General features: G+C 58.9%; 18 protein-coding genes. 5 read left to right on the top strand and 13 right to left on the bottom strand.

The genetic code is table 11. The features are described 5' to 3' along the window. Window positions 1-18 precede the first annotated feature (18 nt). The 3 genes from EKD03_RS10090 to argS are packed head-to-tail and all read right to left on the bottom strand — an operon-like array spanning window position 19 to window position 3,417. The gene (locus EKD03_RS10090; protein ID WP_129630168.1) at window positions 19-900 is read right to left on the bottom strand and encodes a hypothetical protein; all 882 of its coding nucleotides are present in this window, start codon (window positions 898-900) and stop codon (window positions 19-21) included. Further along, on the bottom strand, window positions 897-1,694 hold the full coding sequence (locus tag EKD03_RS10085) for an HAD-IIA family hydrolase (RefSeq protein WP_129630166.1): 798 nt from the start codon (window positions 1,692-1,694) through the stop codon (window positions 897-899). The genes EKD03_RS10090 and EKD03_RS10085 overlap by 4 nt, the downstream gene beginning before the upstream one ends. A gap of 1 nt (window position 1,695) precedes the next feature. Next, window positions 1,696-3,417, bottom strand: coding sequence for an arginine--tRNA ligase (gene argS / locus EKD03_RS10080; protein ID WP_129630164.1), 1,722 nt, complete (start codon window positions 3,415-3,417; stop codon window positions 1,696-1,698). Window positions 3,418-3,588: 171 nt separating this feature from the next. Between argS and EKD03_RS10075 the strand changes: the two genes are divergently transcribed. After that, a complete protein-coding gene (locus EKD03_RS10075; RefSeq protein ID WP_129630162.1) occupies window positions 3,589-6,174 on the top strand; it encodes a sensor histidine kinase in 2,586 nt (861 codons plus the stop codon). Between the two features lie 40 nt (window positions 6,175-6,214). Next, window positions 6,215-7,405, top strand: a complete 1,191-nt coding sequence (locus tag EKD03_RS10070) for an ATP-binding response regulator (RefSeq protein WP_129630161.1) — start codon at window positions 6,215-6,217, stop codon at window positions 7,403-7,405. Window positions 7,406-7,408: 3 nt separating this feature from the next. Here the strand turns inward: EKD03_RS10070 and EKD03_RS10065 are convergent, their stop codons facing one another. The 5 genes from EKD03_RS10065 to EKD03_RS10045 form a co-directional block, all read right to left on the bottom strand. Continuing rightward, complete coding sequence (locus EKD03_RS10065) at window positions 7,409-9,793, bottom strand: transglycosylase SLT domain-containing protein (RefSeq protein WP_161569229.1); 2,385 nt, start codon at window positions 9,791-9,793, stop codon at window positions 7,409-7,411. Between the two features lie 189 nt (window positions 9,794-9,982). Next, complete coding sequence (locus tag EKD03_RS10060; RefSeq protein ID WP_129630157.1) at window positions 9,983-10,714, bottom strand: NUDIX hydrolase; 732 nt, start codon at window positions 10,712-10,714, stop codon at window positions 9,983-9,985. 109 nt (window positions 10,715-10,823) lie between these two features. Further along, window positions 10,824-11,492: a ribulose-phosphate 3-epimerase gene (rpe, locus tag EKD03_RS10055; protein WP_129630155.1), complete on the bottom strand. Its 669-nt coding sequence runs from the start codon at window positions 11,490-11,492 to the stop codon at window positions 10,824-10,826. Between the two features lie 40 nt (window positions 11,493-11,532). Then, window positions 11,533-12,237, bottom strand: coding sequence for a ribose-5-phosphate isomerase RpiA (gene rpiA / locus EKD03_RS10050; protein ID WP_129630153.1), 705 nt, complete (start codon window positions 12,235-12,237; stop codon window positions 11,533-11,535). 96 nt (window positions 12,238-12,333) lie between these two features. Continuing rightward, window positions 12,334-14,019 carry a peptide ABC transporter substrate-binding protein gene (locus tag EKD03_RS10045; protein ID WP_238613473.1) on the bottom strand — a complete coding sequence of 562 codons (1,686 nt, stop codon included), beginning with the start codon at window positions 14,017-14,019 and terminating at the stop codon, window positions 12,334-12,336. A gap of 215 nt (window positions 14,020-14,234) precedes the next feature. Between EKD03_RS10045 and EKD03_RS10040 the strand changes: the two genes are divergently transcribed. The 3 genes from EKD03_RS10040 (at window position 14,235) to EKD03_RS10030 (ending at window position 19,043) form a co-directional block, all read left to right on the top strand. Further along, entirely contained in the window at window positions 14,235-17,429 is a 3,195-nt protein-coding gene (locus EKD03_RS10040) for a DEAD/DEAH box helicase (RefSeq protein ID WP_129630151.1), read from the top strand. 76 nt (window positions 17,430-17,505) lie between these two features. Beyond that, on the top strand, window positions 17,506-18,285 hold the full coding sequence (gene hisF, locus EKD03_RS10035; RefSeq protein ID WP_129630149.1) for an imidazole glycerol phosphate synthase subunit HisF: 780 nt from the start codon (window positions 17,506-17,508) through the stop codon (window positions 18,283-18,285). After that, window positions 18,282-19,043, top strand: coding sequence for an SAM-dependent methyltransferase (locus EKD03_RS10030; RefSeq protein ID WP_129630147.1), 762 nt, complete (start codon window positions 18,282-18,284; stop codon window positions 19,041-19,043). Before hisF ends, EKD03_RS10030 begins: the two co-directional genes overlap by 4 nt. Window positions 19,044-19,073: 30 nt before the next feature. On the opposite strand, the gene EKD03_RS10025 is transcribed toward EKD03_RS10030, so the two are convergent. The 5 genes from EKD03_RS10025 to EKD03_RS10005 all read right to left on the bottom strand — a co-directional run bounded on the left by EKD03_RS10025 (window position 19,074) and on the right by EKD03_RS10005 (window position 25,398). After that, window positions 19,074-21,197, bottom strand: coding sequence for a diguanylate cyclase (locus tag EKD03_RS10025; RefSeq protein ID WP_129630145.1), 2,124 nt, complete (start codon window positions 21,195-21,197; stop codon window positions 19,074-19,076). Continuing rightward, window positions 21,118-22,176, bottom strand: a complete 1,059-nt coding sequence (locus EKD03_RS10020; protein ID WP_129630143.1) for a uroporphyrinogen decarboxylase family protein — start codon at window positions 22,174-22,176, stop codon at window positions 21,118-21,120. Before EKD03_RS10020 ends, EKD03_RS10025 begins: the two co-directional genes overlap by 80 nt. Beyond that, the gene (locus EKD03_RS10015) at window positions 22,173-22,826 is read right to left on the bottom strand and encodes a cobalamin B12-binding domain-containing protein (RefSeq protein WP_129630141.1); all 654 of its coding nucleotides are present in this window, start codon (window positions 22,824-22,826) and stop codon (window positions 22,173-22,175) included. Before EKD03_RS10015 ends, EKD03_RS10020 begins: the two co-directional genes overlap by 4 nt. Window positions 22,827-22,974: 148 nt before the next feature. After that, window positions 22,975-24,528 (bottom strand): acyl-CoA carboxylase subunit beta, encoded by a 1,554-nt coding sequence (locus tag EKD03_RS10010; protein ID WP_129630139.1) that lies wholly within the window; start codon window positions 24,526-24,528, stop codon window positions 22,975-22,977. A 39-nt stretch (window positions 24,529-24,567) separates the two neighbouring features. Beyond that, a complete protein-coding gene (locus EKD03_RS10005) occupies window positions 24,568-25,398 on the bottom strand; it encodes a WecB/TagA/CpsF family glycosyltransferase (protein ID WP_174842855.1) in 831 nt (276 codons plus the stop codon). Window positions 25,399-25,459 lie beyond the last annotated feature (61 nt).

Genomic DNA, 25,459 nt, shown 5'->3' with positions numbered 1-25,459 from the left:
AACACCTCCATTAGACATCTACAAGCCTAAGCCGAATTGGCCCCGCAACCATGCCCAAAGGGCACGCATACGGCGGTCATAGATCAGCAAGGCGACACCACCAAGCAGGAGTGGGAGGTAGGGTAGAAGTTCAGTCAGGCTGCGATCAGAGCGAAAACCGGGTAAATTGGGCACCAACCAGAGGCACAAAGCCCCACTATAGCCCGCCCAACCCGCCTTGACCCCCACCATCAAGGCCAGGGTGATCAGGGCGAGGGGCAAACCGGCTGGATGCTTAGGAATCGTACCACTCAGAATAGGGATAAGCAACAAGAGAATACCCGTCACCGCCAATGTCACCGCCACCAGTCGCCGCAAGCCCGTCGGTGGCACAAAATAGTCATTGGCGTGGGGCAGATGGAGGGGGATACTAGGCAATAAGCGCTCAAGATCCGTGGGGAGCGGATAGGAACTCGCTGTTTCGAGCAGCACCAGACTCAGCCCCTGCCGCTGGGCCATGTCGGCGAGGCGCATAACCGCCGCATCATGAACATGGAGCGCGGCCAGATCGGTAGGCATCAAGCGACTCAGATCACGCCCGCGCAGTGCGGCGGCCAGATCGGAGTTCAATACGATCTGCTCACTCGTCATTTCGGCACAGATCAGGCTAAAGACACGCGGGCCGCGCTGACCATCCACCAAGAGCGCATCGCGCAGAAAGACATAGCCCAGAGCGCGCTGCATCCAGGCGGTGAGCAAGGCATCCAACTCGGTACGTTCTGCGGGAGCCAAGTTGGCCCCGAAGGTACCATTGCGCAACGCATCGTGAAGCCCCTGGGCGGTGGTATTACGCAACAACTCACGCACCCGCGTGCGATCATAGGCAACCAGGAGCGGTTGGTCGGGAGTAAACGTACTCATAGGCGAGCCTCGCGCCAGTGGGCGAGTAGTGCAGGCAGATCTTCCACCACCAGATCGGGCATAAGGTCGGTGCCAAGCTCCTCGCGGCGGGTCACCCCGGTGAGGACGAGGGCAGCGGGCATGCCCGCTGCGTGGGCACCGGCAATGTCGGTATCCAGACGATCTCCAACCATCAGCGTCTGTGCGGGGTCAAGCCCCAACATCTGCGCCGCAACCAGGAACATAGTCGGTGCGGGCTTGCCGATCACCAACGGGGTCGCATCGGTCGCGGCCACCAACGCGGCCATAATCGCCCCCGAACCGGGGATCAAGCCCTCCTCAGAAGGAAAGGAGCGATCCGGGTTGGTGACGATATAGCGCGCCCCACGCCGAATAGCGAGAGTCGCCTCCTTTAGTTTAGCGTAGGTGGTTTCAAAGTCCACGCCCTGGATCACCAGATCGGGAGTGAGGCGATCCTCAACAAAATAGCCATCACCCAAGACAATCTCGCGCAACCCGCGCATCCCCACGATGAGCACCCGTGTCCCAGCGGGGTAGGTGGTGCGCAAATAGCGCCCGGTGATCAGCGCCGAGGTGACCACGCGATCCGAGGGGATGGCGATACCCATCGCCTGCAACTTCTCCTCGTACTGCGCGGGGGTCATCGAGGCGTTATTGGTGATACAGGCATATGCGATGCGCTGGGAATCGAGGAAGGCTAATACCTCGGACACCCCCGCCAAGACCTGCCGACCACGGTAGAGCACACCATCCATATCGAAGAGCACGCCGCGTATGGTTGCCAGATTCAGCATACTACATCCGTTCCGGGGCTTGGATTCCTAATAACCCCAAGCCAACCCTGAGCGCGTGGGCCGTAGCCGCCACGAGCGCCAGCCGAGCGCTGCGCAATGCCGATTGCTCGGCCTTCAACACTGGACACTGCTCAAAGAAGACCCCAAATTCACGGGCAGTGGTGTAGCACCAATCGGCGATGACAAAGGGGGCGTAGCGCTCGCCAGCCTCACGCAGCGCAGCGGGCAGGCGCGCCAGATGCTTGATCAAGCTCACTTCGGCGGGGTGGATGAGCAGCGCCGCATGCGTGATGTCACTCCCATCCGCCTCGGCACGCCGCAGAATCGAGCAACAACGGGCGTGCGAATATTGCAGATAGGTAGCACTATTGCCTTCGGTGGCCAACATCCGATCCCAATCGAGGGTGATATTGCGCTTGGTATCCTGGTAGAGATCGTTATAGACCACCGCACCGACCCCGACCGCCTCGGCCACTGCCTGCTTCTCCTCGGCAGGCAGATCGGGACTCTTCTGTTCGACCACCGCCAAGGCACGCGCCACCGCCTCATCGAGCAGGCTCTCTAGGTAGACCATATTGCCGCGCCGGGTCGAGAGCGGCTGGCCACTGGCATCAAAGACCGTGCCGAAGGCGATATGAACCAGATCAGTAGCAAGTGCATGGCCCATCGCATGGGTCAGGGCGAAGAGCTGGCGCAAGTGGAGCGCCTGGGGTTCACCCACCACATAAACGATGCGCGTCGGCTTGAACTCGGTAAGGCGGAAGAGCACCGTCGCCAAATCGCGGGTCATGTAGAGCGTCCCGCCATCACTACGCTGAAGGAGGAAGGTGGGCAACTTCTCAAGGTCGGTAATCACCACCGCGCCGCCCTCTTCACGCTGAGCCACGCCCTTATCGAGCGCCTCCGCGATCACATCAGGCAGCATGTGCTCATAGAAACTCTCGCCATAAGCGTGGTCAATATGCACCCCTAAGCGATCATAGTTGCGCTGGGCGGCGTGCATAGTCAGATCAACACACCACTGCCACAGATCACGTGCCTGGGCATCACCCTGTTCGAGACGCAACGACCAGTGGCGAGCCGCCTCATCAAGCTGCGGCTGATCCTTGGCCGCAGCGGCATAGCGCGCATACTGCGCCTCAAGCGCCTCCAGGGCGGCCTCGCCCACAGCGTCGGGGCGACCATACAACTCAATTGCCGCCAGCACCACCCCAAACTGCTTACCCCAATCACCCAGGTGGTTATCGCCCACCACCGTATAGCCCAGGGCACGGAAGATATTGACCAAACTCTGGCCAATAATCGTGCTGCGGATATGACCAACGTGCATGCGCTTGGCGATATTGGGGGCCGAATAATCCACCACGATCATCTGGTCGGCACCATCGGTATGGGTACCATAGGCCGCGCCCATCTGAGCAACCTCGGCCAGCACCGCCTCGGCCAAACGCTGCGGATGCAGACTGAAGTTGAGGAACGGCCCGGTGGCACTCACCGCACCAATCAGCGAATCGGGAGCCAGTGTGATGCTGGCAGCCAACTCGCTGGCCAACTGGGGCGGCGGAAGACCCAACGCCTTTGCGGCGCGAAAGGCCGGGAAGGCCAGATCGGCTGGAATATTCGATTTGGGTGTGGCGGTCTCGATCAACTCCGGCGCGACCCGCCCCGTAGCGGCGATGACCGAGCGCACCTCATCGGTAAAGCGTTCAAGCGTATATTTCATGGGAATTCCCTAGTATCCGCAAAGATAGAGACAGTGCTTGCCAGTATAAGACCCTTCACGGGGGGACGCAAATCCGTAAACCTCTCTTAATGTTTGCCGATTGCATCAGCACGCAACTCCTGGTACGATGCGTATGAACCAGATTCCAACCTAAACGAAAGCGCGTCGTCCATGCATCGTTTTCGTTCGCGCATCCAGCAGAAGATCCTGTTTTTACTCTTAACTCTCTCGCTCCCTCCCCTGATTTTTGTGGGCTGGTTAGGGCTGACGGGCCTCGCCCGCGCCCATGATACTGCGGTCGAAGAGGGCACCAATGCCCTACGCAACCAAGCCGAAGAGACACTAGCCCAACGCGCCCGCGAACGCGCCCAGTTCTATAATGTCACCCTCACTGCCATCCAGCAACAGGTAGAGGGGGTTGCCAGCTATGCCGCCCATCAAGCCACCGAACCCGTTCCAAATCGGACTGCCGACCGGGTCTGGATTGCGCCTGCGCCCAGTCCTGAACTGTTAGCGAGCTATACCCCCCAGGTAGCCTATGCGCAGCAGATGATTCCGCTACTCCAGTCGGTGATTGATCACAACAGCCTCTTCAGTATTGGCTATATCGCGCTTGATCAGGGCGGAATCATTGCCTTTAACGATACATCCGTCATTGACAAACTGCTGACAATCCAGCCCTTTGACCCACGTCAGCGGCCATGGTACATCCAGGCCCGCGAGGCTGGGAAGACAATTTGGACAGATGCGTATGTGGATGCCAACACCGGAGCCTTAGCAACCACCTGCGCGACACCCGTGTATGGTTCGCAGGGCCAGTTGATCGGTGTGGTGGCCTTCGATCTCCTCCTCAGCACCATCCAACAGGATCTGCTCACGGTTGATATTGGCCAGGGAGGCTACGCCTTCATGCTCAATACCGTGGGCGATGTGATTGTGCGCCCTAACCTGAGCGCCGCCAATACCAACTGGGATGAGCCATTCCAGAGCGAGAATCTGCACGACTCACCGAGCGAAGAACTGCGCATTCTGGTAGAGAAGATGCTCGATCACCAGACCGGCATCGAACAGATCGAGTACGAGGATCAACCAAGCTATATCAGCTACGCCCCGATCAGCGCCTCCGGCTGGAGTGTGGGGATGGTGGTACCTGCCGATGCGATCATTCAACCCGCCCTTAACACCGGCCAGCGGATTGGGGAGAGCCAGGATCGTCTGCGACATCAACTCACCCTGTTGCTCGTGGTAGTGGCATCGGCGATTGGCGTGGGGAGTGTCTTTATGTCACTCTCCTTCACGCGGCCCATCCGTGCGCTGCAATATGGCGTGCGTGCCGTAGCCAGTGGCAAGCTCGATGAACGCTTACCGCAGGCTGGCGCGGATGAGATTGGCGAACTGGTGGACGCCTTCAACACCATGACCACCGCCCTCCAGAGCAAAGTGGCCGAACTGGAGATGCACGCGCAGCAACTCGCCAACCTCAATAACGTCTCCAATGAACTAAAGGGCATCCTCGATCTCGAAGCGCTGCTTGAGCGCATCCCTGATGCGGTGTGTGAGCGTTTCGGTTTTGATCGAGCGGTACTCTATCTGGTCGAAGGCAAGTACCTGAAGGCAGCCAGCGCTTCGTTCGGCAGCGGCAACGAACACCAAGCCGCCCACTTTGTCCAGGTCGTCAATGTTGAACCATTGCGCCTCGATGGGGGCACCGTCGAAGCCGATGTGGTACGCAGCGGTAAGGCGGTGATTGTTGATGACCCCTGGAACCACCCACGGGTAGACCGGCGCAAGCAGGTGATTTCGGGCGGCCACTCGTATGTCCAAGTACCGATCTTTGGCCGCGAAGAGCAAGTCATTGGTGTCCTCGCTGCCGACTACCACCTGAGTCAGCGCAACATTCAGCCACAGGATGCCAGCCAATTACTCATGTTCGCCAGTATGGTCGGCCTAACGATTCAGAACGTGCAACTCTACCACAACCTCGAACATCAAGTCGCCCAGCGCACCGAGGAGTTGCGCGCCGCACTGGAACAGGCCCAATTGGCAGATCGGCGCAAAAGCGATTTCCTCACCGGCATCTCGCATGAGCTACGCACGCCCCTGAATGCGATTATCGGCTTCTCGACCGTTCTGATTGATGAACTTGATGGACCACTCTCACCAACGCAACGTGAAGATGCCCAGAGCATTAACCGCAATGGGCGCTTCTTGCTGCATCTAATCAACGAACTGCTCGATCTGGCGCGGATTGAAGCCGGACACCTCGATCTTGATCTGGGGCAGGTTGCGCTGGCCCCGGTGGTAAGTGAAGTGATAGACACCATGCAGGGCTTGTTGCGCGAAGGCCAGGTGAGCCTCAACCAGAACCTACCTTCAGATCTGCCACCCATCTATGCCGATGCAGATCGCATACGACAGATCCTATTCAATCTGCTCTCAAATGCGGTAAAATTCACTGAGCGCGGAACGATTACTGTCAGTGCCTACCGCAGTGATGAACTACGACTCGATGGTACCTCCCAACCCGTGGTGGTAATGAGCATCCGCGATACTGGAATCGGTATTCCAGCCAACCGCCAGCATGAGATCTTCGAGGAGTTTGTCCAGGTACACGACAAGCGGCTACGACGGCGCGGTACTGGGCTGGGGTTAGCCATTGTGCGACGGCTGGTCGAGGCCCACCAAGGGCGCATCTGGGTTGAGAGTAGCCCCAATGAGGGCAGTACTTTTAGTGTAAGCCTACCGATAGCAACGTAGGAGGTAGGATCAGGGTGCAGAAGCAGAAGCAGATACATCCATGAACACTCCCAAAATCCTCTACATTGAAGATAACCGCGACAATCAACGCCTCGTGGAACGAGTATTGGGCGCACGCGGATACCACGTCCTCATTGCGGAGGATGGGCCAAGTGGAATCTCACTAGCACGCGAGTCTCTTCCGGTCTTGATCTTGGTTGATCTGGGCTTGCCGGGGCTGGATGGCTACGAAACAACTACCCGGCTGCGTAGTCTGCCCCACCTCGTGGGGATTCCGATCATCGCCTTAACCGCCGATAGTTCATCCGGGGCACGCGAACAGGCGTTGGTGGCGGGATGTGATGGGTACCTGACCAAGCCAATTGATACGCGCCAACTCCCCCACCAGATCGCCGAATTTCTGGGTGGGCGCCGCGAACAGATCTCTGCCGAGAGCGATGAACGCAGTCTGCTGCGCAGCTATAACCAGAAGTTGGTGGAGCGGCTTGAACAGCAAGTCCGCGAACTCAGCGCAGCCAATACTGCCCTCCAAGAACTTGACACGCTCAAGAGCCAATTTCTGGCCACCCTCTCGCACGAACTACGCACTCCCCTGACCGCGCTGATCGGCTATATCGAACTCTTTGATCGCGGTATGCTTGGCACGCTCAGCCCCCCACAGAGCGAGGCGATGGGAGTGATGCGGCGCAGTTGTACGATTCTTTCACAACAACTCAACAACCTACTCTACTTCCAAGAACTGCGTTCGCGTAGCTTTCACCTACGCCGGATCAACCTGCGCGATCTGCTCCAACAGAGCCTCTTACTCTTCCATGATCGAGCGAAGCAGGCGGGTATTCGTTTTGATGTACAGGGGACTGAGGTTGCGCCCCTATTCGCCGATACCAGTGGAATCGAACAACTGGTGCGCAACCTGATTGATAATGCGATCAAGTTTACCCCGGCTGGTGGATGGGTGCGAGTGGTCTTTCAGGATGAGCCATCACGGCTGATCATCCGGGTGGAAGATAGTGGGATCGGTATCCCTCCCGAATGCCACGAGAAGATCTTCTTGCCCTTCTACCGCGTAGATAGCTCGCTCGCCAGTGGGCATGCCGGCAGTGGCTTGGGGTTAGCCATCGTTCAACATGTGCTGAATGCGCATGGTGGGCACATCACGGTACGCAGCACCCCAGGGCAAGGAAGTATGTTTACGGTGGTGTTGCCACGGGCGGCGGTGGTGCGGGGGTAACCCCTACGGCTGAGTGTAAATACGCTGGTAAACCGCATAAAACCCATACACGGCCTTGATATAGCCACGGGTCTCGGCGAAATCCACCCCTTCGGTAAAGAGATCGGGATCGCTGATAAAACTGCCCCCCGCCCAGCGTTGGGCATTCCCCAGGCCACCGTTGTAGGAGGCCAAGCCCCCCTGGATACTCCCCTGCATGTCGGCCATGCGAGCGCTCAGGTAGTAGGCTCCAAAGTTCACACTCACCACCGGGCGGTAGAGATCATCGAGCGTAAAGTCGGCGAGCCCCAGATTGTGGGCGATCCCCTCGCCGGTAGCGGGCATCACCTGGGCCATACCGCGTGCGCCCACCCACGAGGTCGCCAGGGGGTCGAAGAGGCTCTCCTGGCGCAGCAGCGCGTAGAGCAGGCGCGGGTCCAGCCCACGTTCGGCAGATTGTTGGATGAGCAACGCGGGGTAGGGGGCCGGATAGAGGAGCCGTTCGAGCACCAGTGGTTGGGGCGAATCGCTGGGGGCGAGGCGCGCCAGACGGGCCGCGCTACGCAGCGCGACATAGGCCGAGCCTTGGGAATGCGCAAGGCGCGCCAGTTCGGCCAAACGCGGCGGATCGTCGGTCCAACGCTCTATGGCCGCCAGCCACTCATTGCGCGCCTCGGTTCCTAGCCCCACCTCAACAAGCAGGGTGGCGCGGCGCACAGAACCATCGGCTTCAAGCCCAAGCTCTTCCGGGGTGGGTGCCGCAGCCTGATCGGGCCAACTACGCACCCAGGCACGCAGAGTCGCCCAATCACTCTCGTTCAGCGGCGCATCGAGCGGCACACTACCCTGAAGTTCCAGCCCCAACTCCTCACTGGCACGCGCAGTATAATAGCTACTCGGCGCGGCGTCCAAGGCAACGCGGAACAACGCGCTGGCAGCGGCAGGATCGCTCTGGGCCACCGCACTACGGGCCGCCCAGAAGGCCGCCTGAGCCTGCACCTCACCGCGTGCCTGCTCGGCCAAGATCTGCCAGAACGCTCGCGCCTGCGCATAATCGCCACTGCGGAAGAGCGCCATGGCCGCCCGGTGCAACACACTCGCAGCCTGGGAACTCTGGGGGTAGCGTTCACCTAGCGAGCGCTGGATAGCCAACGTTCCTTCACGATCCCCCAAACGCTCGCGCAACTGCGCGGCGCGATCCAGCGCATCGGGCGCACGCGGATCATCGGGGTAATTCGCCGCATACTCCTGGTAGGCGACACTCGCCCGTTCCACCTCGCCACTCTGGCCGAGGGTCTGAATCCAATCCAGTTGGGCCTGCCGCCCGGCTTCGCTATTGGGACTCATCGCGCCGGCCTCAGACAAAGCCGCCAGCGCCGCCGGAAAATCGCCCTGGAAACGCAGCGTCATGCCGCGCAGACGGCGCAACTCCGTCGCCACTTCGAGATCAGCGGCTTGGGCAAGCGCCAGATCAAACTGCGTCAACGCCTCCGGCCAGCGCTCGGCCTGCATCAAGACCTGGGCTGCCGCCGCTGGGCTGAGGGCAGTATCACCGGCTGCGAGCAACTGATCAACAGCGATCTGAGCCTGCGAGGTTGCCGGAGCATCGGCAATGAGTTGGCGCAACCAGGCCGCCGCCTGTTCAGCCTGACCCAATTGCTGGGCCAAACTCGCGGCATCAAAGAGGATACGGGCACGGTAGGTTGGGGTCTGCGCAAAATCGAGCAATTCGGTATAGAGATCGAGCGCAACCGCCGGATCACCCAACTGAATATGCAGTTCAATCGCCCGCTCATAACTCCCGGCACGCTCACCGCGCACAATATCGAGGCGCGCCACATGCGTATAGGCAGCGGCGGCATCAGCCTGACGCCCCAAGGCGACGAGTTGAGCGGCTTGACGCATGGCAGCATAGGGTTCAAGCGGCGTCGCGAGATCGCGGTAACGCTGGTAGAGATCGACCGCAGTGGCATGATCACCAGCCTCTTCGGTGCAACGCGCCAACCAAAAGAGCGCCGGAGCATGCAGCGGATCATCCGTGGGGCCATCGGCAAAGGGTCGGAAGAGTTGCGCGGCGGCACTCCAGAGACCCCGGCGAGCCATACTCTCGGCCAAAAAGAAGCGCGCCTGAGGGGCTTCGGGATCATTCGGGTAGGCATTGAGCAGCGCACTCAGATCCTGCGCCGCATCCAGATCGGCACCGATCTGGCGAGCGGCCAACGCCCGACTCAAGAGGACAGGAGCCGGAGGTGGAGCGGGTACGTCCGTGGGGGATGGGGGTGAGGGGGTAACGCCCAGTACAACCGAAGTGGTGGTGGTGTCAGGGGGTGGAGCAGATACCACCTCACAACCGGAGAGCGCTAACAGAAGAAACCAAACCAGCAACACCCAAGCGGTGCGATATGGCATACCGTGTATGGTCATTCAACCTCACAAACTGGGGTAAAGGACGTTGTCACCCTGAGCGGAGCCGCAAGGCGAAGCGAAAGACCCCGGTCAGGAATTGGGCATCACACCTTCGCTAACTTCGGATCATACGCTCAGCGTGACAGAACAACGGGCTTCCGTAGGAGAAGTATAAACAGGTATATCAGCAGATCAGGCCCGATCCCCACGATCCTCACGCCAGCGAAAGACAAACTGCTTATCCCCGGCGCGATCCCGCTTAAAGCGCCAGAGCCGCGTCGGGCGGCCACGCCCCTCACGCATCTGGTTGGTCTCTTCAAGCAGACCGGCCTCTTTGATTTTACGATAGAAGTTGCCTTTGTCCAACTTCTCGCCCAAAATCTGCTCGTAGATATGCTTCAATTCGAGGATCGAGAAGAGTTCGGGCAACAGTTGGAAGGCGAGCGTGGTATACTCCAACTTCGAGCGCAGCCGCGAGATCGCATAGGCCAGAATCTGCTCATGATCAAAGGCGAGGTCATGCGGCAGATCACTCACCGGGAACCAACGCACATCGTGGCTCTCTTCACTAACGCGCAATTTCTGGGCATCAAAACGTACCAGTGCGATATAGGCGACACTAATCACGCGCATGCGCGGATCACGCCCAACATCCCCAAAGGTGAAGAGCTGCTCGATATAGAGATCGCGCACGCCGGTCTCTTCTTCCAACTCGCGGCGCGCCGCTTGTTCGAGCGACTCATCCATATTGATGAAGCCCCCCGGAATGGCCCAGAACCCATCATAGGGCCAGTGGCGGCGCTGCACGAGTAGGACGTGCAGTTCACGCTCAATCAACGTGAAGATGACAACATCTACTGTTACGGACGGACGCTCATAGCGCGAGGCGTCATAGGTTGCCGCCGTCTCCTCGTGATGCTCCATCGAAATGCTCCTTCAAATAGTGTAAGATTTACACTATTTTAGAGCGTAAGGGGGATCTTGTCAAGCAGTAGCGGCGCAAGGTTTTGCGCCGCTACTGCTTGATACGCCCCTACTCCCCCAACGCCTGGCGCAATTCCGCCACTGTCTCGGCGCGGTTGCGGCCAGGGGCGTAGACGGCAGAACCCGTGACGGCGCAGGTGGCCCCGGCATCGCGCACGGTGGCGATGAGATCCTTGTTGACCCCGCCGTCAATCTGGAGCACGACGTCATTCAGGCCACGCTCGTCGAGCATGGCGCGCAGGCGGCGGATCTTGTCGAGGCTGGCGGGAATGAAGCGCTGGCCACCAAAGCCGGGGTTGACGCTCATGATCAGTGCCAGTGAGAGATCGGGCAGTACCTCTTCAATCGCGCTGAGTGGCGTAGCCGGGTTGAGCGCCACGCCGGGCTTCTTGCCCAGAGCGCGGATGTGCTGGATGGTGCGATGGAGGTGGGTACACGCCTCGGCATGGACGGTGATGTACTCGCAGCCAGCGGCGGCAAAATCCTCCACGTAGCGATCCGGGTCGGCGATCATCAGGTGGGCATCGAGCACCACCCCATACTGCTCGGCAATCGGGCGCAGCGAGCGAATCAGCATCGGGCCGAAGCTGATGTTGGGCACAAAACGGCCATCCATCACATCAAGGTGCAGCCAACGAATACCCGCCTCGAAGATCGCAGTCAGTTCGTCGCCCATATGGGCAAAATCAGCGGTGAGAATAGACGGGGCAATATGCATGGGGTCCTCTTTATGAGACAATGATCCGCGCACCCACCACTTAGGCGGGGCGCTGGATATGGCGGATACCATCGGCTCCGGCGACGATCAGGTCGGTGGCAAGGCCCAAGAAGAGGCCGTGGTCCACAATCCCGGTGCGCAGCGAAAGTTGGGTAGCCACGCTAGTCAGATCCGCAATCGGGCCAAAGTTACAATCGAGGATGTAGTTACCCTGGTCGGTGGTGAGTGGTTCCCCATCGGGCTGGCGGCGCAGGGTCACTTCGGCCCCCAAACTGGTAATCCAGCGCGCCTGGGCACCCCAGCCAAAGCGCACCACCTCGACCGGAATAGCCCACTGAGTGCCGAGTACAGGGGAGAGTTTGGCCTCATCCACCACAATCACTTCGCGCAGGCTGGATTGAGCCACGATCTTCTCGCGTAGCAACGCTGCCCCACCGCCCTTGATCAGATTGAGTTGCGGATCAACCTCATCGGCCCCATCAATGGTGACATCCACCTGGGCACGTTCTTCAAGCGTAGTCAGGGGAATACCCAAGCGCCGCGCCTCTTCTTCAACCCGCAGCGCACAGGGAATGCCCACAATATCGTGGAGTTCACCGCTCGCCAGCAGTTCGGCGATGCGGCGAATCGCAAAGATCGCGGTACTGCCAACCCCAAGCCCAACGACCATTCCCGACTGAACCAGAGTGACTGCCTGCTCGGCAGCCAGACGCTTGAGCGCGTCACGCTGTGCCGTATCGCTCACGGAAGTAGCTCCTCATCCTGAACCAGTGTGCCTCTGAATTGTACACGAGATCATGGGGATGCGAGCAATCACCATTGTGAGGGGTTTCTCTACCCCCTACGGCTCACGGACCCAACTGGTCAGATTCCATGTCCATGGCGCGGTTGAGTCGGGTTGGGGGCCACGAATGGTGGGGGCGCTCACCACCACATCAACCCGCTGGAAGAGCGGCAACACCGGCAACTCCTGGGTAAAGAGTTGCTGCTGGCGTAAGTAGGCTGCCTGACGCGCCGTTGGATCAATCGTCGTGGTGGCAGTACGGATCGCCTTATCGGCCTCGAAGAAGCACCAACCCGAAAAGTTATTGCCGGTCCACTGATTGGCCTCATTGGGCACCCCGGCACAACTCCAGCGCTCCCAACCACGCGGATCAGGGCCAGCGATCCAGGCAAAGAGCGCCAACTCAAAATTGCGCCGATAGAGTGGGCCATCCTGGCGGTAGAGATCAGCCGCCGAGATGGTGTCAATCTCTAGGCGAATCCCCACGGCTGCGAGATCAGCATAGATTTGGGCCGCGATGGCCTGCCGCAAGGGCGAGGCAACCGTAGTGACAAGGCTGATCGTCAGTGGTTCGCCATTGAACTCACGCAGCCCATCACCATCACTATCGGTATAGCCGATCTCGTCGAGCAGGCGGCGGGATTCGTCGGGGTTGTAGGGGTAGCGGGTGATCTGATCAAGCGGAGCCGCAACCGACTGACCAGGTACGACCCAACTCTCAAGCACGCTGCTATAGCCCAGGAGAAGTGTATCTACCATCGCTTGGCGGTTGATGGCCTGGGCAATCGCACGCCGCAAGCGAATATCCTGCAACATGGGGATGTCGAGATTAAAGTCGAGGTGCTCCCAAATCGGGCTAGGTGCGGTAGCCAGATTGAGCATACCACCGTTGGCATCATTCTGGATGGACTGCGCCAGCGTCGCTTCGGGGAGTTCAAAACCGGCCACATCCAGGCTCCCACCCACCACCGCGCCACGTAACAGATCAACACTATCGCGGAAGATAATACTCAATGCCGCTGGTGCATTCGGAGCCTCCCAGTAAGAATTGCGCACCAGCCGCATACTGCCCTGATCGCGGCGTTCGATCATATATGGTCCATAGCCCACCGGCAAGAGCGCATACTGACTCGTCGCAAACGTCGCCGGATCAACCGCTTCGAGCAGATGTTTAGGCAACGGTGTCCAGTATGTCGTAATATAGGCCGGATCGGTGAAATCGGGGCGCAAAACGGCGCGTGTGGTGTGCGCATCCACCTTCTCGTAGCGTTCGAGTAGCGCGAGACGGCTATTAGCCTCTTGGCCCAGATCAATCTGACGGGCCAACTGGTAGGCGAAGATCGAGTCATCGGCGGTGACTAGTGTCCCATCCGACCAAGTGAGTTTGGGGTTCCAGTGATACGTGACACTGAGTTGCTGCACCTGAGTAATCACACTCGTTTCGGTAGTCGTGATGAAACCCGCCGAATCGAGAAAGACATCAAACGTCTTGACCTGCACATCGCCATTCTCAACACTCGGCACGCGCTCCAGAATGCCGGTGGTCGTATAGGTGTAGTTGAGCGCCAGTAGCGGCGCGGGGAAGAGTAGCTGGCTGATCGGGGCGGTAATCCGTTCGTCAGCGCTATCATTATGATAAGGCAGGAGATCGCTTGGTTCAGCAGTGAGACCCAACCGCAGACTACCATCGGCGGGCGTGACTGGCAGTGAACTAGCCTCTGGGGCGGCCCCTGTCAATGCCATCTCCACACCTGTAGCTGTTGCAGCACTAGAAACGGTTGGACGCACCACACCTCCCTCTAGTTGGCAAGCGCTGAGGAGAAGAATCAAGGCCACGAGAAAAATATGACGCAATGATGAGTACATAACGAGATCCTATGTTTGACCGAGGTGGCTCTCCCCGGTATACTACATGAACGTGCCGAATACCACAACTCAGTATAAATCAGGTTACCAGGATGCTGTACCTCTTAACGGCAGAGACCCTGCCGGTTGATCAACTGCTGAATAGTACCCAACAATCCATCCTTCAGCAAGGACGGGATCTCTATACGAAGGGAATGGCCAAGGTTTCCCACTGTGAACCGACCAATGCCATTATCAGCGTTGAGGAGGCACCCGGTGCGCCTGCGCAATGTGCAGTGCGCTTGAATGGCAATCAGGTGATTGTCACCTGTAGCTGTCGCTACGGCTACGCATGGGGGCTGTGCCAGCACCGCGTCGCGGCACTGCTGCAACTCCGCGACTACCTACGCCAGAATCCGCCCAGTTTGTGGCGGGCAGTGCTCAACCAAGCCATCCAACCCACGGCCCGCCGCAACAACAGTAGTGCGACAAACGTGGGGGCTGCGGTGATCTTTAGCCTGCAACAACGCGGATCAATCTGGTCAATCTTGCCCTATACCATCGCGGGGAAGTACCTCCCGCTGGATCATCATGGCGACCCCAATATTCTGGCTGAGGCAATCGAGAAATACAACCTGCGCCCGCAGATCAAACACCTGCGCAATCAGATTAGCCAAGATGTCTACCAGCATATGCCGGTTGAGGTACTGGCGGCGGCCAACACCGCAATTGCATCGGGGTCCACCTACGGCTACTGGTACACCAACCACAAGGCACTCACGGCGGTCTTTGGGATGTTGCACAAGGGGTTGCTCTATGTTGGCGATGAGCAAGATCCCATCCATGAGCGCATCCGGGTCATGCCCCAACCGGGGCGAATCGAGATGCAACTGGATCGCAATGGCGAGGATCTGATTGTCAATTTCCGCATCACCATGGGCGAGGAGCATATCGGACTGCGCCCTGGCCATGTGCAGATCATTGAACGTGATCCGCTCTGGATGTGGATTGAGGATCGCTTAATTCAGGTGGCCGATATTCCGGTCGCGGCTGAGACATTGATCAACTACCCGCGCCTACGTATCCCGAACCAGGATCAGAGCGAATTTATCGAGCGCTATCTGTTGCCATTGGCCGAGAGTATCCCCGTGCGTGGCGATGTATTGGATTGGCACGAGGTGGTCGCCCCGCTCGAACGGCGCATCTATCTGAGTGAGCGTGACCGCCAACTGATTGCCGAGTTACGTTTTGGCTACGCAGAATATGAATTGCCCTACGAGAAGCATCTGCCGCCCGCCTCAACCCGGCGCATCACCGATTCAACCACCCTCGCCCGGATTGCCCGTCAGCCTGAACTTGAACAGCAGAGTTGGCAGGAGTTGAGCAGCTTTGGTCTTAAGCGCAGCGATCCACCCCACGAGTTTGTCTTACGCCGCAACCTCCAGCCGATTGACTTTCTGGTGCGCGAGGTGCCTAAGCTGATTACGGCTGGGTTTACGATCTATGGCGAGGATGGCCTGACGGTAGCACGGGTTAATCGCAGTAAGCCGAGTATCTCCTTCCGTGTCAGTTCAGGGATTGACTGGTTTGATGTGGAGGCAGTCGTTCGTTTTGGCGACCAAGAGGTTGCCATGAAGGATCTGCGCCGGGCGATTCGTAAGCGCGAGAAGTTTATTAAGCTTGCCGATGGCTCAGTGGGCGCGATTCCCGAAGAGTGGATCGAGCGCTACCGCCATATGTTCGCGATGGCCGAAGAGCACGAGGGCGGGCTGCGCCTTTCGGAACACCACGTCGGCCTGATTGACCAGGTGCTCGCCGATGCCGACCGCGCCCAGACCGATGCCGAGTTCCACGCCCGCCGCGACCGGCTACGCAACTTTGAGGAGATCGAGGCCCAACCCTTGCCGCAGCACTTCACCGGCACGCTACGCCCCTACCAGAAGGCAGCCTACGATTGGTTGCACTTCCTCTACACCTACGGCTTCGGTGGCTGTCTGGCCGATGACATGGGTATGGGCAAGACGGTGGTAACGCTCGCCTTTCTCCAATCGCTGCGCGAACGCCAGCCGGATCGCCCGGCCAATCTGATCGTCATGCCGCGCTCGTTGCTCTTCAACTGGGAACGCGAAGCAAACCAGTTTGCGCCCAATCTGCGCGTCTATGTTCATGCCGAACAGAGCCGCAGTAAAGATCCGGCTGAGTTTGCCAAGTACGATCTGGTGCTGACGACCTACGGCATTCTGCTGCGCGATATTGAACTACTGCGCCAGTACCACTTCGACTGTGCAATTCTGGATGAGTCGCAGGCGATCAAAAATCCGGTGGGCGAGACCTCGCGGGTGGCACGCACGATCAATGCCGAGCGGCGCTTTGCGCTCACTGGCACGCCGGTGGAGAATAGCGCCCTCGAACTCTGGTCACAGTTTGCCTTCCTCAACCCTGGCTTGCTGGGCAACCTCGACTACTACCGCGAGGAGTTCGTCAACCCCATCGAGCGCAAGCAGGATGGCGATAGCGCCCTCTTCCTGCGCAAGATGGTCTACCCGTTTATTCTGCGCCGCACCAAGGAGCAGGTGGCGCTCGATCTGCCGCCACGCAGCGAAGAGTTGCTGGTGGTGGAGATGGAACCCGCCCAACGCAAGCTCTATATCAAGACCCGCGACCACTACCGCTCGTTGCTGCTCGGTATGATCGAGCAAGAGGGAATTGCCGATGCGCGCATGAAGATCCTGGAGGGTCTCTTGCGCCTGCGCCAGATCTGCAACCACCCCCGGCTGATGGACGAGAAGTTCCGGGGGACATCGGGCAAGTTCGAGTTGCTGATCGAGACGCTCGAAACCTTACGCGCCGAGGGCCACAAGGCGCTGATCTTCTCGCAGTTCGTGCAGATGTTGACGATCATCCGCGAGGCGCTCGATGCGCGCAAGATCCCCTACGCCTACCTCGATGGATCGACGCGCAAGCGCCATGAGGTGGTGGACACCTTCCAGAATGACCCCGATCTGCCCTTCTTCCTGATCAGCCTCAAGGCGGGTGGCGTGGGCCTTAACCTCACCGCCGCTGATTATGTCATCCACGTTGACCCATGGTGGAACCCGGCGATTGAGATGCAGGCCACCGACCGCACCCACCGCATTGGCCAAACCCGCCCGGTCTTTGTGTATAAACTGATCACCCGCGAGACGGTGGAGGAGAAGATTCTGCTCTTGCAAGAGCAGAAGCGCGCCCTCGTTGAGCAACTGATTGCCACCGAAGGCAGCGTCTTCAAGTCGCTGACCCGCGATGATGTGGCGGTACTGTTTACCTAAGCGGCTCGAATCAGGCCAAAATCCTAGTGGTGTATAATAGAATCAACGGCTATTCTCATGTCCGATGGAAGCAACTATGCTCACACGACGCATTATCCCATGTCTCGATGTTAAGGCCGGCCGCGTGGTCAAGGGGATCTCGTTTGTCAATCACCGCGACGCAGGCGATCCCGTGGCATTAGCGGCGGCATATAACGAGGCCGGCGCCGACGAGTTGGTCTTTTATGATATTACCGCATCGAGCGATGAGCGGGCGATTATGCTCGATGTAGTTGAGCGCACCGCTGCCGAGATCTTCATCCCGCTGACGGTGGGGGGCGGGTTGCGCACAGTGGACGACATGTACCGCATGTTGCGCGCCGGAGCCGAGAAGGTCTCGATCAACACCGCAGCCGTGCTCAACCCGCAATTGATCGCCGAGGGTGCGCATCGCTTCGGTAGCCAGTGTATTATGCTCTCGGTGGATGCACGCCGCATCAACGCCCCCGGCGAAGCCCCGCGCTGGGCGGTCTTCACCCACACGGGGGCCAACCCACGCCCCACTGGCCTCGATGCTATCGAGTGGATTCGCCACGGGGTTGATCTAGGGGCCGGTGAGATCTGCATCAACAGTATGGACGCAGATGGACAGAAGAGCGGCTACGACATTGAACTGCTCCAAGCCGTATCAGATGCGGTCGCCGTGCCAGTGATCGCCTCCGGCGGTGTTGGATCACCCGAAGATATGTACCGGGGCGTCACCGATGGGCGCGCCGATGCTGTTCTGGCCGCGTCAATCTTCCACTTTGGTGAGTATAGTATCGGCGATGTGAAGCGCTACATGGCCCAGAGAGGGGTCGCGGTGCGCGCCGTATGAACCAACGCTTCTGGGAGATCTTCTTCCACGTCTACGAAGACCTACCCCGGCAGGGGCCAGGCAACCGTGCATGCGCCGCCCAAGCGCTCAGCCTCTGTGCGACCCTTCCAGATGCACCACGTGTCCTTGATCTGGGGTGTGGCGTGGGTGGGCAAACCCTGTACCTGGCCGACCTGCTGCCCTCGGCAACGATCACCGCCATTGATAGCCATGCCCCCAGTATTGCGCGGCTCCAAGCGAAGATTGAAGAACGGGGGCTGAGTGGACGCATCAATGCCAGTGTGGGCAATATGGGCCACCCAGAGCAACCCGCCGCAAGTTTCGATCTGATCTGGTCGGAAGGGGCACTCTACAACATCGGGCTGCGCAACGCCCTGGGGATCTGCCGCCACCTATTACGGCCCAACGGCTACCTCGCCTTCACCGATGCGATCTGGCGGAAGGAGAACCCACCGCCCGAAGTTCGCGCCAGCTTTGAGATGGACTACCCGGAGATGGGCTGGCTGGCGGACGACATCGCAGCGCTAGACGCGAGTGGCTTTGAGTTGATCGTACACTTCACCCTGCCCGATGCGGCATGGTGGGATGATTTCTACACCCCTATGGAGCGGCGCATCACCGAGTTGCGCCCAACCTACATCGGCGATGCAGAGGCGTTAGCAATCCTCGATCAACTCGCCGCCGAACCAGCCATGCACCGACGTTATGCGGACTTCTACGCCTACGAGTTTTTTGTGGTGCGGCGTTCCTTCGCGTGAGTAGAAAAGCCTGCGCAGACTCCTAAAATCCTACTGCTCCCCCCACACACAGACCCGATTGCGTCCCGATGTTTTGGCCTTGTAGAGCGCCTGATCCGCATACTGAAGCAATTCGGTGAGGCTTTCAATCTGCGGTGTCAGGCTTGCTACCCCCAAACTGATGGTGATCGCAATCTGCCCTTCGGGCAAATTTACCGGCTGCTGGGCCACTTCCTGGCGTAGCCGTTCGGCAAACAAGCGCACATGCTGTGGTGAATGGCCGATGGAGATGATCACAAACTCCTCACCACCATAGCGAGCCACGATATCTGAACTGCGTACTTGGCGTAACGAGGTAGCCAGATGTTCAAGCACCTTATCACCGACCGCATGCCCAAAGGTGTCGTTCACATCCTTAAAATGATCAATATCAATGAAGATCGCGGCAAAGTGGCCACTGGTGTTATGCGCGTGGCGGAAGGCCGCTTCGGCCAACTCGGTCAGCCGACGACGGTTGTAGAGTTTGGTCAGGGGATCGGTGCCTGCAAGCATGTGCATTTCTTGGAACATATGAACATTTTGGAGTGCAATAACAACTTCGTGGGCCAGCACTTGGGCGATCATCACATGGTTGGCATTGTAGGCATTAGGTTGGTTACTCGCAACAATGAGTAACCCAATCACGCCTTCTTGTTGGAGCAGTGGAATCCCCATCCAGGTACGAATATGGTGGGTGAGTGCTGGTTCGAGTGTCGGCAGGTAGGCGAGTTGGTCATGATTCAGGATGATCGCTTTTTGGCGCTGAATCACTGCCGCAAACGGTTGCTGGTTAGCCGCGAAGTACGTACCGATCAAGCGGGTATCGTTGATCAGATTCTGGGCTGAAGCGACCCGTAGCATAACCCCTTCATGCAGCAGAATCAGGGCGATCTGACTGGGAATAAGCTGTTCAATCTGTTCCATCACCTTCTGCAACATCTGCTCCTGGTCGAGTTCGGTGGTCAGATCGCTCATGGTCTGGCGCAAATGATCGGTAATCTCACGCTCGTAGCGTAGCGCCTGTTCAGCTTCCTGAAGCATCGTGAAGGTGCGCGCATTCGCCAGCGCCAGCCCGCACAGGTTGGTGATCGCCAATGCGAGGCTGATGTACTGGTCGCGGTAGTGCGGGAAGGCGATACTACTGATCGCAATGAGGCCGAGTGTCTCTTGCTGGTACTGGATGCGCAGATAGAAGCCCGCTGGTTCATCTGTGAGCCGGTAGTCATCTGCGGGGTTCCCCAGAAGTTGCTCAAAGATGCTGCGTACCATAAACGTCGGTGGGCTGGGGAAGAACTGCATCATCTGACCGCCGCGCACTTGGGCGTAGGTTGGATTGGAGCAGCCGAAGAGCATGGCGAAGAGATCGCGGATGGCGTGAATCGTCGCCTCTTCGGATTGGATCGAGGAGAGCTGGATCAACAGATCGAACGCCATCGCATATTCGGCAATCTTGCGGTTCGCTTCCTTCATGACGTGGCGCTGCTGGGTTTCGATCTGTTCCATGCGCCGTGTGAGCACCAGATCGCGCAAAAAGAGTTTGAGATAATCCAGCCCAATCGGCTCAACGCGGCTCGGACAATCCACAAAGGCGGCCAATTCGGCTAGGTTGGTTGCCGCATCGGGATCAACCCCCGTATCGAGCAGCACCAACTCCTTGGTCGTCTCTTGGAAGAACTCGCGGGCGACCTCCTTCTGAAAGCCCCACGCTTCGATCTGTTCGCGCCATGTGTGTAGCCACCCCGGCGTAAGCAGGTAGCTCCCACTGCGCGTGGCATGCTTCCAGCGCTCTGGCCCGATCAGCATGATGATGCAGTGATCGAGCGCAATGACCTGCCCCGGTAGCGTGTCAGCCTGCGGGCGCACCGAACAGGCACCCAAAAAGATCACCTCACTCCCTGCGGGTGGGGCGATCATAGGTGGCGTGGCGGGTTGCACCGAACCATAGGGCTGACTACATGGGAAGTGGTATGCTGCGACTTGTACTTCAGTGAAGCCTAACTCGCTCAGAGCGCGAGCGACCTCGGTGTGGTAGTGGCGGCAGACATACAGAAAGATCTCATGGCTCTTGTGTGGCCCACTGGAGCGGGTAGCCCCCCCATTCCTGGACAGATGCACTGATTGCGAGGAGGGTTTCATCGGGTACTTGAAAGGGAATCTCACCGTGATTGTCGGATAAGATGAACCCACCGCCGGGGCCAGCGGCGGCAATGGCGGCCTTGACCTCGGCTTCGGCTTGGCTGGGGTTCCAGTTGCGCATCGCAATCCCGTTCAGATTGCCGAGCAGGCTGAATTTGCCGCTTGCTGCACGTTTGAGGGTGCGCAAATCTTCATCTATACTCACCCCAACCACTGCAACCCCCAACTCGGCGAGATCATCCATGAGCGGCAAGCAGCGCCCGGATGCAAAGTGCATGGCTATTGGCCCATTGACTCGGCGGCATACCTGTTGCGAGAACGGAACATCAAACTGCCGGAACATGGCGGGAGTCACCATCGTGGTCGAGGCCAACGGGTTAAAGTAGCAGATCGCCGTCGCTCCGGCTGCAAGCTGGGCATTGGCCCAGGCCACACAAAACTCGGTATTGATCTCCAGCAGACGCTGGAGCAGATCGGGGCGCTCGTACATCAGATCCAGGTAGCCCTCGAAGCCCATCTGCATGACGGGCAATGAGAAGGGGGCCATCACCACCGCGATGATCGGGCGTTGGCCTTGGTTGTGGGCATGCAGTTGGCTGATCGTCTCCAACATCCGCCGTAAGGCGGGAATGTCGGTAATAGTCGGCACCTCAAGGCTGAGAATCTGCTCCGCCTTACGGATGAACGGCTCGCCCGCATTGGGTGGCCCGTCATCGCGGAAGATCACCTCGCCGCCCCACGCTTCAACTTCAACAGCAGCATAGGAGAAGGCGTAGAAGCAGTCATTCCGATACTTCTCGGCCATACGCAACTGCCCCGCAACCATATGCTCAGCGTGGGAGAAATACTCCTTGATCGAGAGATTCAACTCCCTAGCCCCATGCATCGTCAACAGCAGAAAGAGCGGCACCCGATCTGGCTCTTGGTGACTCAGCGTGGTCAGAACCCGTTGGAGTGAACTGGTTGCTGGCATGCTCATGAGAGATCCTCCAGCAGCTTGGCTACGATGGTCACAGCATCAATCGCCGAACGGCCCATGGCATCAGCACCAACCTCTTGCCACAGTTGTGCATCAAAACGGAAGGGTGCCCCACCGACGATGATCTGCGGGCGCAGCCCGACCCGATCTAGGCGTTGACGGATCTGGATAACCTCCAGCGCTGAGGGTAACATGAGCACCGAAATCAGCAAGATGGCGATCTTATCGTTGATCACATGTTTGATCAAGCGATCCACATCAACTCGACCATAGTCGTGGATCTCGTAGCCACTCGCCCGTAGTGCTGAGGCGATCATACGCTTCCCCAACATGTGATAATCGTCAAGGACGGCAATCGCTATCGGGGGTTGGTTAATGCGCTGGTTACTCGCGGGAGGCAAGAGGGTATCAACCATCTCCTCACAGATACGCCCACTCATATAGACCTGGGCGAGTGAGATCTCGCCGCTATCCCATGCATGGCCGATCTCTTCGAGACTGGGTACGATCATCTGCTCAATGACCGAGAAGGGGCCGCTCAGATCGGCGAAGCGGGTGATAATTCTACGAACAGCGAAGCGATCACTGGCGAGCAGGGCTTGCAGGAATTCGTCAGTCGCCTGTGGGGAGAAGCTCTGGTCGCTGCTCATAATCCGGCCTTGGTATTTATTGGCGCACTGCTTAGGATCATGATAGCACAATCTATCCCGATGGTGGGTGTTCGGAGCGGCAATGCCGACCCCGAAGATCTATTGTTGTTGTTTGGCGGCTTCGCCGCCAAACAACAACAATAGATCCCTACAATGGGATATTGCCGTGCTTACGCGGCGGCATGCTCTGGCGCTTGGTGCGGGCGAGGCGCAGCGCCTTGATCAGCGCCGGGCGGGTCTCCTTTGGCTCGATCACCGAGTCGATATAGCCACGCTCAGCCGCCACATACGGGTTGGCGAAACGATTCTGGTAGTCCTCGACAAGCTCCGCCATGCGCTCCACCGGGTTTTGGGCTTCGGCCAGTTCCTTGCGGAAAATGATCCGCACCGCTGCATCCACCCCCATCACTGCAATCTCGGCGGTCGGCCAGGCAAAGTTGAAGTCGGATCGGATGTGCTTGGAGGACATCACATCGTAGGCACCACCGTAGGCTTTGCGCGTAATCACGGTCAACTTGGGTACGGTGGCCTCGCAGTAGGCGTAGAGCAGCTTGGCTCCGTGACGGATGATGCCACCATATTCCTGCTGGGTGCCGGGCATAAAGCCGGGGACATCCACAAACGTGACCAGTGGAATATTGAAGGCATCGCAGAAGCGCACGAAACGCGCCGCCTTGGCCGAACTGTCAATATCCAGCGTCCCGGCCATGTGGGCAGGTTGGTTGGCCACAATACCGACCACATGGCCATCGAGGCGTGCAAACCCGATCACGATGTTGCGTGCCCAGAAGGGCTGGACTTCAAAGAAGAAGCCATCGTCAACAATCGCCTCGATCACCGTCACCATGTTGTACGCCTTGCGCGGATTGTCGGGGATGAGCGTCTGGAGCGATTCATCCATCCGCTCCGGGTCGTCCTCAGGTGCCACGTAGGGCGGGTCGTCCATATTGTTGGAGGGGAGGAAGGAGAGCAGCGTGCGCAGTTGCTCGAAGGAGTGCGGCTCATCATCGGCGGCAAAGTGGGCCACGCCACTGCGCGTGTTGTGGGTCATCGCACCGCCAAGTTCCTCAAACCCCACCTCTTCACCCGTCACCGTCTTGATCACATCGGGGCCAGTGATGAACATCTGGCTACTGCCCTTGACCATCAGGATGAAGTCAGTCATGGCGGGCGAATAGACCGCGCCCCCCGCACATGGCCCGGCAATCACCGAGAGTTGCGGTACCACCCCGCTACTCAACACGTTGCGGTAGAAGATCTCGGCATAGCCACCCAGGCTGACCACGCCCTCTTGGATACGCGCACCACCACTGTCGTTGATGCCAATACAGGGCACCCCCATGCGCACCGCCAGATCCATCACCTTGCAGATCTTCTCTGCAAAGACCTCGCCCAGCGAACCACCAAAGACGGTAAAGTCCTGGGCGAAGAGACACACCGGGCGGCCATCAATCGTGGCATGCCCGGTAATCACGCCATCACCGAGCGGTTTACGCTTCTCCATACCGAACGCAGAGGTACGGTGTACCGAGAAGGCATCAAGCTCCACAAACGAACCGGGGTCAACCAACGCATCAATCCGTTCGCGGGCGGTCAATTTACCCCGCTCGTGCTGACGGGCCACGGCGGCGCTGTCGTTATGCAGCGCCTGCGCCCGACGACGGCGCAACTCTTCGATCTTCCCGGCGGTGGTATGGGACATAATGACGATCCTTACTGCATAGACAAGCGGTGACCACGATCAGTATAAAGTTGGCGATGCCGCATGCCGACCATATCTGAGCACCAGCCAGACAAAGCGCGGCACCGCATTGATGATCCGCCGCCAGCGTTGCGGCTGACGGACGAGCCGATAGGCCCACTCCATCCCCACGCGGCGGATGGCAGCCGGGGCACGCGGCACCCGGCCTGAGATATAGTCGAAGGTGCCCCCGACACCAACGGCGAGGGGTACCTGAAGGAGTGGTTGGTTGCGAGCGATCCAGAGATCCTGGTGTGGATGCCCATAGGCGACCAAGAGCACATCGGGGTGGGCGGCATGGATCATTTGACGCAAGAATGGCTCGTGGCGTGGCTGGGGCGAGCCGGCATAGGTTCCGGCGATCACCAATTGGGGGTAGCGAGCCTGCAACACGTTTGCCGTAGCCTCAGCCACACCCGGCGCAGCTCCCAGCAAGAACATCCGATAGCCGCGATCTGCGCACAATGCGGCGAGGTGCCACGTCAGATCCACCCCCGTCACCCGGCCACGCAGCGGCGTCCCCAAGTAACGCGCCGCCAACAGAATCCCGAAGCCGTCGGCAGTGGACAGATCAGCACGTGCCAGCATAGTACGGAAGGCCGGGTTCACCTGCGCCTCAACCACAAACTCCGGGTTGATCGTCACAAGGTGATGCGGGCGGCCACTCCTCAGCAAATCATCAAGACGCGCCAACACCTCCGCCTCGGTCACGTCGTCAATACCGACACCGAGAATGGCAATTCGCCGCTGTGCTGCGGTCAGAGTCTGGGAACTAGCGTTTGTCGGCTTCACCGCCACAATGATGCGTCTCGAAGATACAAGCGACAGCATAATCATCACGCATTATAGCGTAGAACCGGCTTTATGGAGTGACGTGCTATAATGGGCGCGG

The sequence above is a fragment of the Candidatus Oscillochloris fontis genome, from assembly GCF_004138135.1.
In the GTDB taxonomy this organism is placed as follows: domain Bacteria; phylum Chloroflexota; class Chloroflexia; order Chloroflexales; family Chloroflexaceae; genus Oscillochloris; species Oscillochloris fontis.
The sequence above is the reverse complement of the archived record's forward strand: the minus strand, read 5'-3'. Positions and strand labels throughout refer to the sequence as shown.

Coding starts and splice junctions, on each gene's coding strand:
- EKD03_RS10010 (WP_129630139.1), bottom strand. CDS start 24,528: ATGTCCCATACCACCGCCGGGAAGATCGAAGAGTTGCGCCGTCGTCGG.
- EKD03_RS10025 (WP_129630145.1), bottom strand. CDS start 21,197: ATGAAACCCTCCTCGCAATCAGTGCATCTGTCCAGGAATGGGGGGGCT.
- EKD03_RS10060 (WP_129630157.1), bottom strand. CDS start 10,714: ATGGAGCATCACGAGGAGACGGCGGCAACCTATGACGCCTCGCGCTAT.
- EKD03_RS10070 (WP_129630161.1), top strand. CDS start 6,215: ATGAACACTCCCAAAATCCTCTACATTGAAGATAACCGCGACAATCAA.
- hisF (WP_129630149.1), top strand. CDS start 17,506: ATGCTCACACGACGCATTATCCCATGTCTCGATGTTAAGGCCGGCCGC.
- EKD03_RS10085 (WP_129630166.1), bottom strand. CDS start 1,694: ATGCTGAATCTGGCAACCATACGCGGCGTGCTCTTCGATATGGATGGT.
- argS (WP_129630164.1), bottom strand. CDS start 3,417: ATGAAATATACGCTTGAACGCTTTACCGATGAGGTGCGCTCGGTCATC.
- EKD03_RS10090 (WP_129630168.1), bottom strand. CDS start 900: ATGAGTACGTTTACTCCCGACCAACCGCTCCTGGTTGCCTATGATCGC.
- EKD03_RS10030 (WP_129630147.1), top strand. CDS start 18,282: ATGAACCAACGCTTCTGGGAGATCTTCTTCCACGTCTACGAAGACCTA.
- EKD03_RS10020 (WP_129630143.1), bottom strand. CDS start 22,176: ATGAGCATGCCAGCAACCAGTTCACTCCAACGGGTTCTGACCACGCTG.
- rpe (WP_129630155.1), bottom strand. CDS start 11,492: ATGCATATTGCCCCGTCTATTCTCACCGCTGATTTTGCCCATATGGGC.
- EKD03_RS10040 (WP_129630151.1), top strand. CDS start 14,235: ATGCTGTACCTCTTAACGGCAGAGACCCTGCCGGTTGATCAACTGCTG.
- EKD03_RS10015 (WP_129630141.1), bottom strand. CDS start 22,826: ATGAGCAGCGACCAGAGCTTCTCCCCACAGGCGACTGACGAATTCCTG.
- EKD03_RS10075 (WP_129630162.1), top strand. CDS start 3,589: ATGCATCGTTTTCGTTCGCGCATCCAGCAGAAGATCCTGTTTTTACTC.
- EKD03_RS10065 (WP_161569229.1), bottom strand. CDS start 9,793: ATGCCATATCGCACCGCTTGGGTGTTGCTGGTTTGGTTTCTTCTGTTA.
- EKD03_RS10045 (WP_238613473.1), bottom strand. CDS start 14,019: ATGGCATTGACAGGGGCCGCCCCAGAGGCTAGTTCACTGCCAGTCACG.
- EKD03_RS10005 (WP_174842855.1), bottom strand. CDS start 25,398: ATGCTGTCGCTTGTATCTTCGAGACGCATCATTGTGGCGGTGAAGCCG.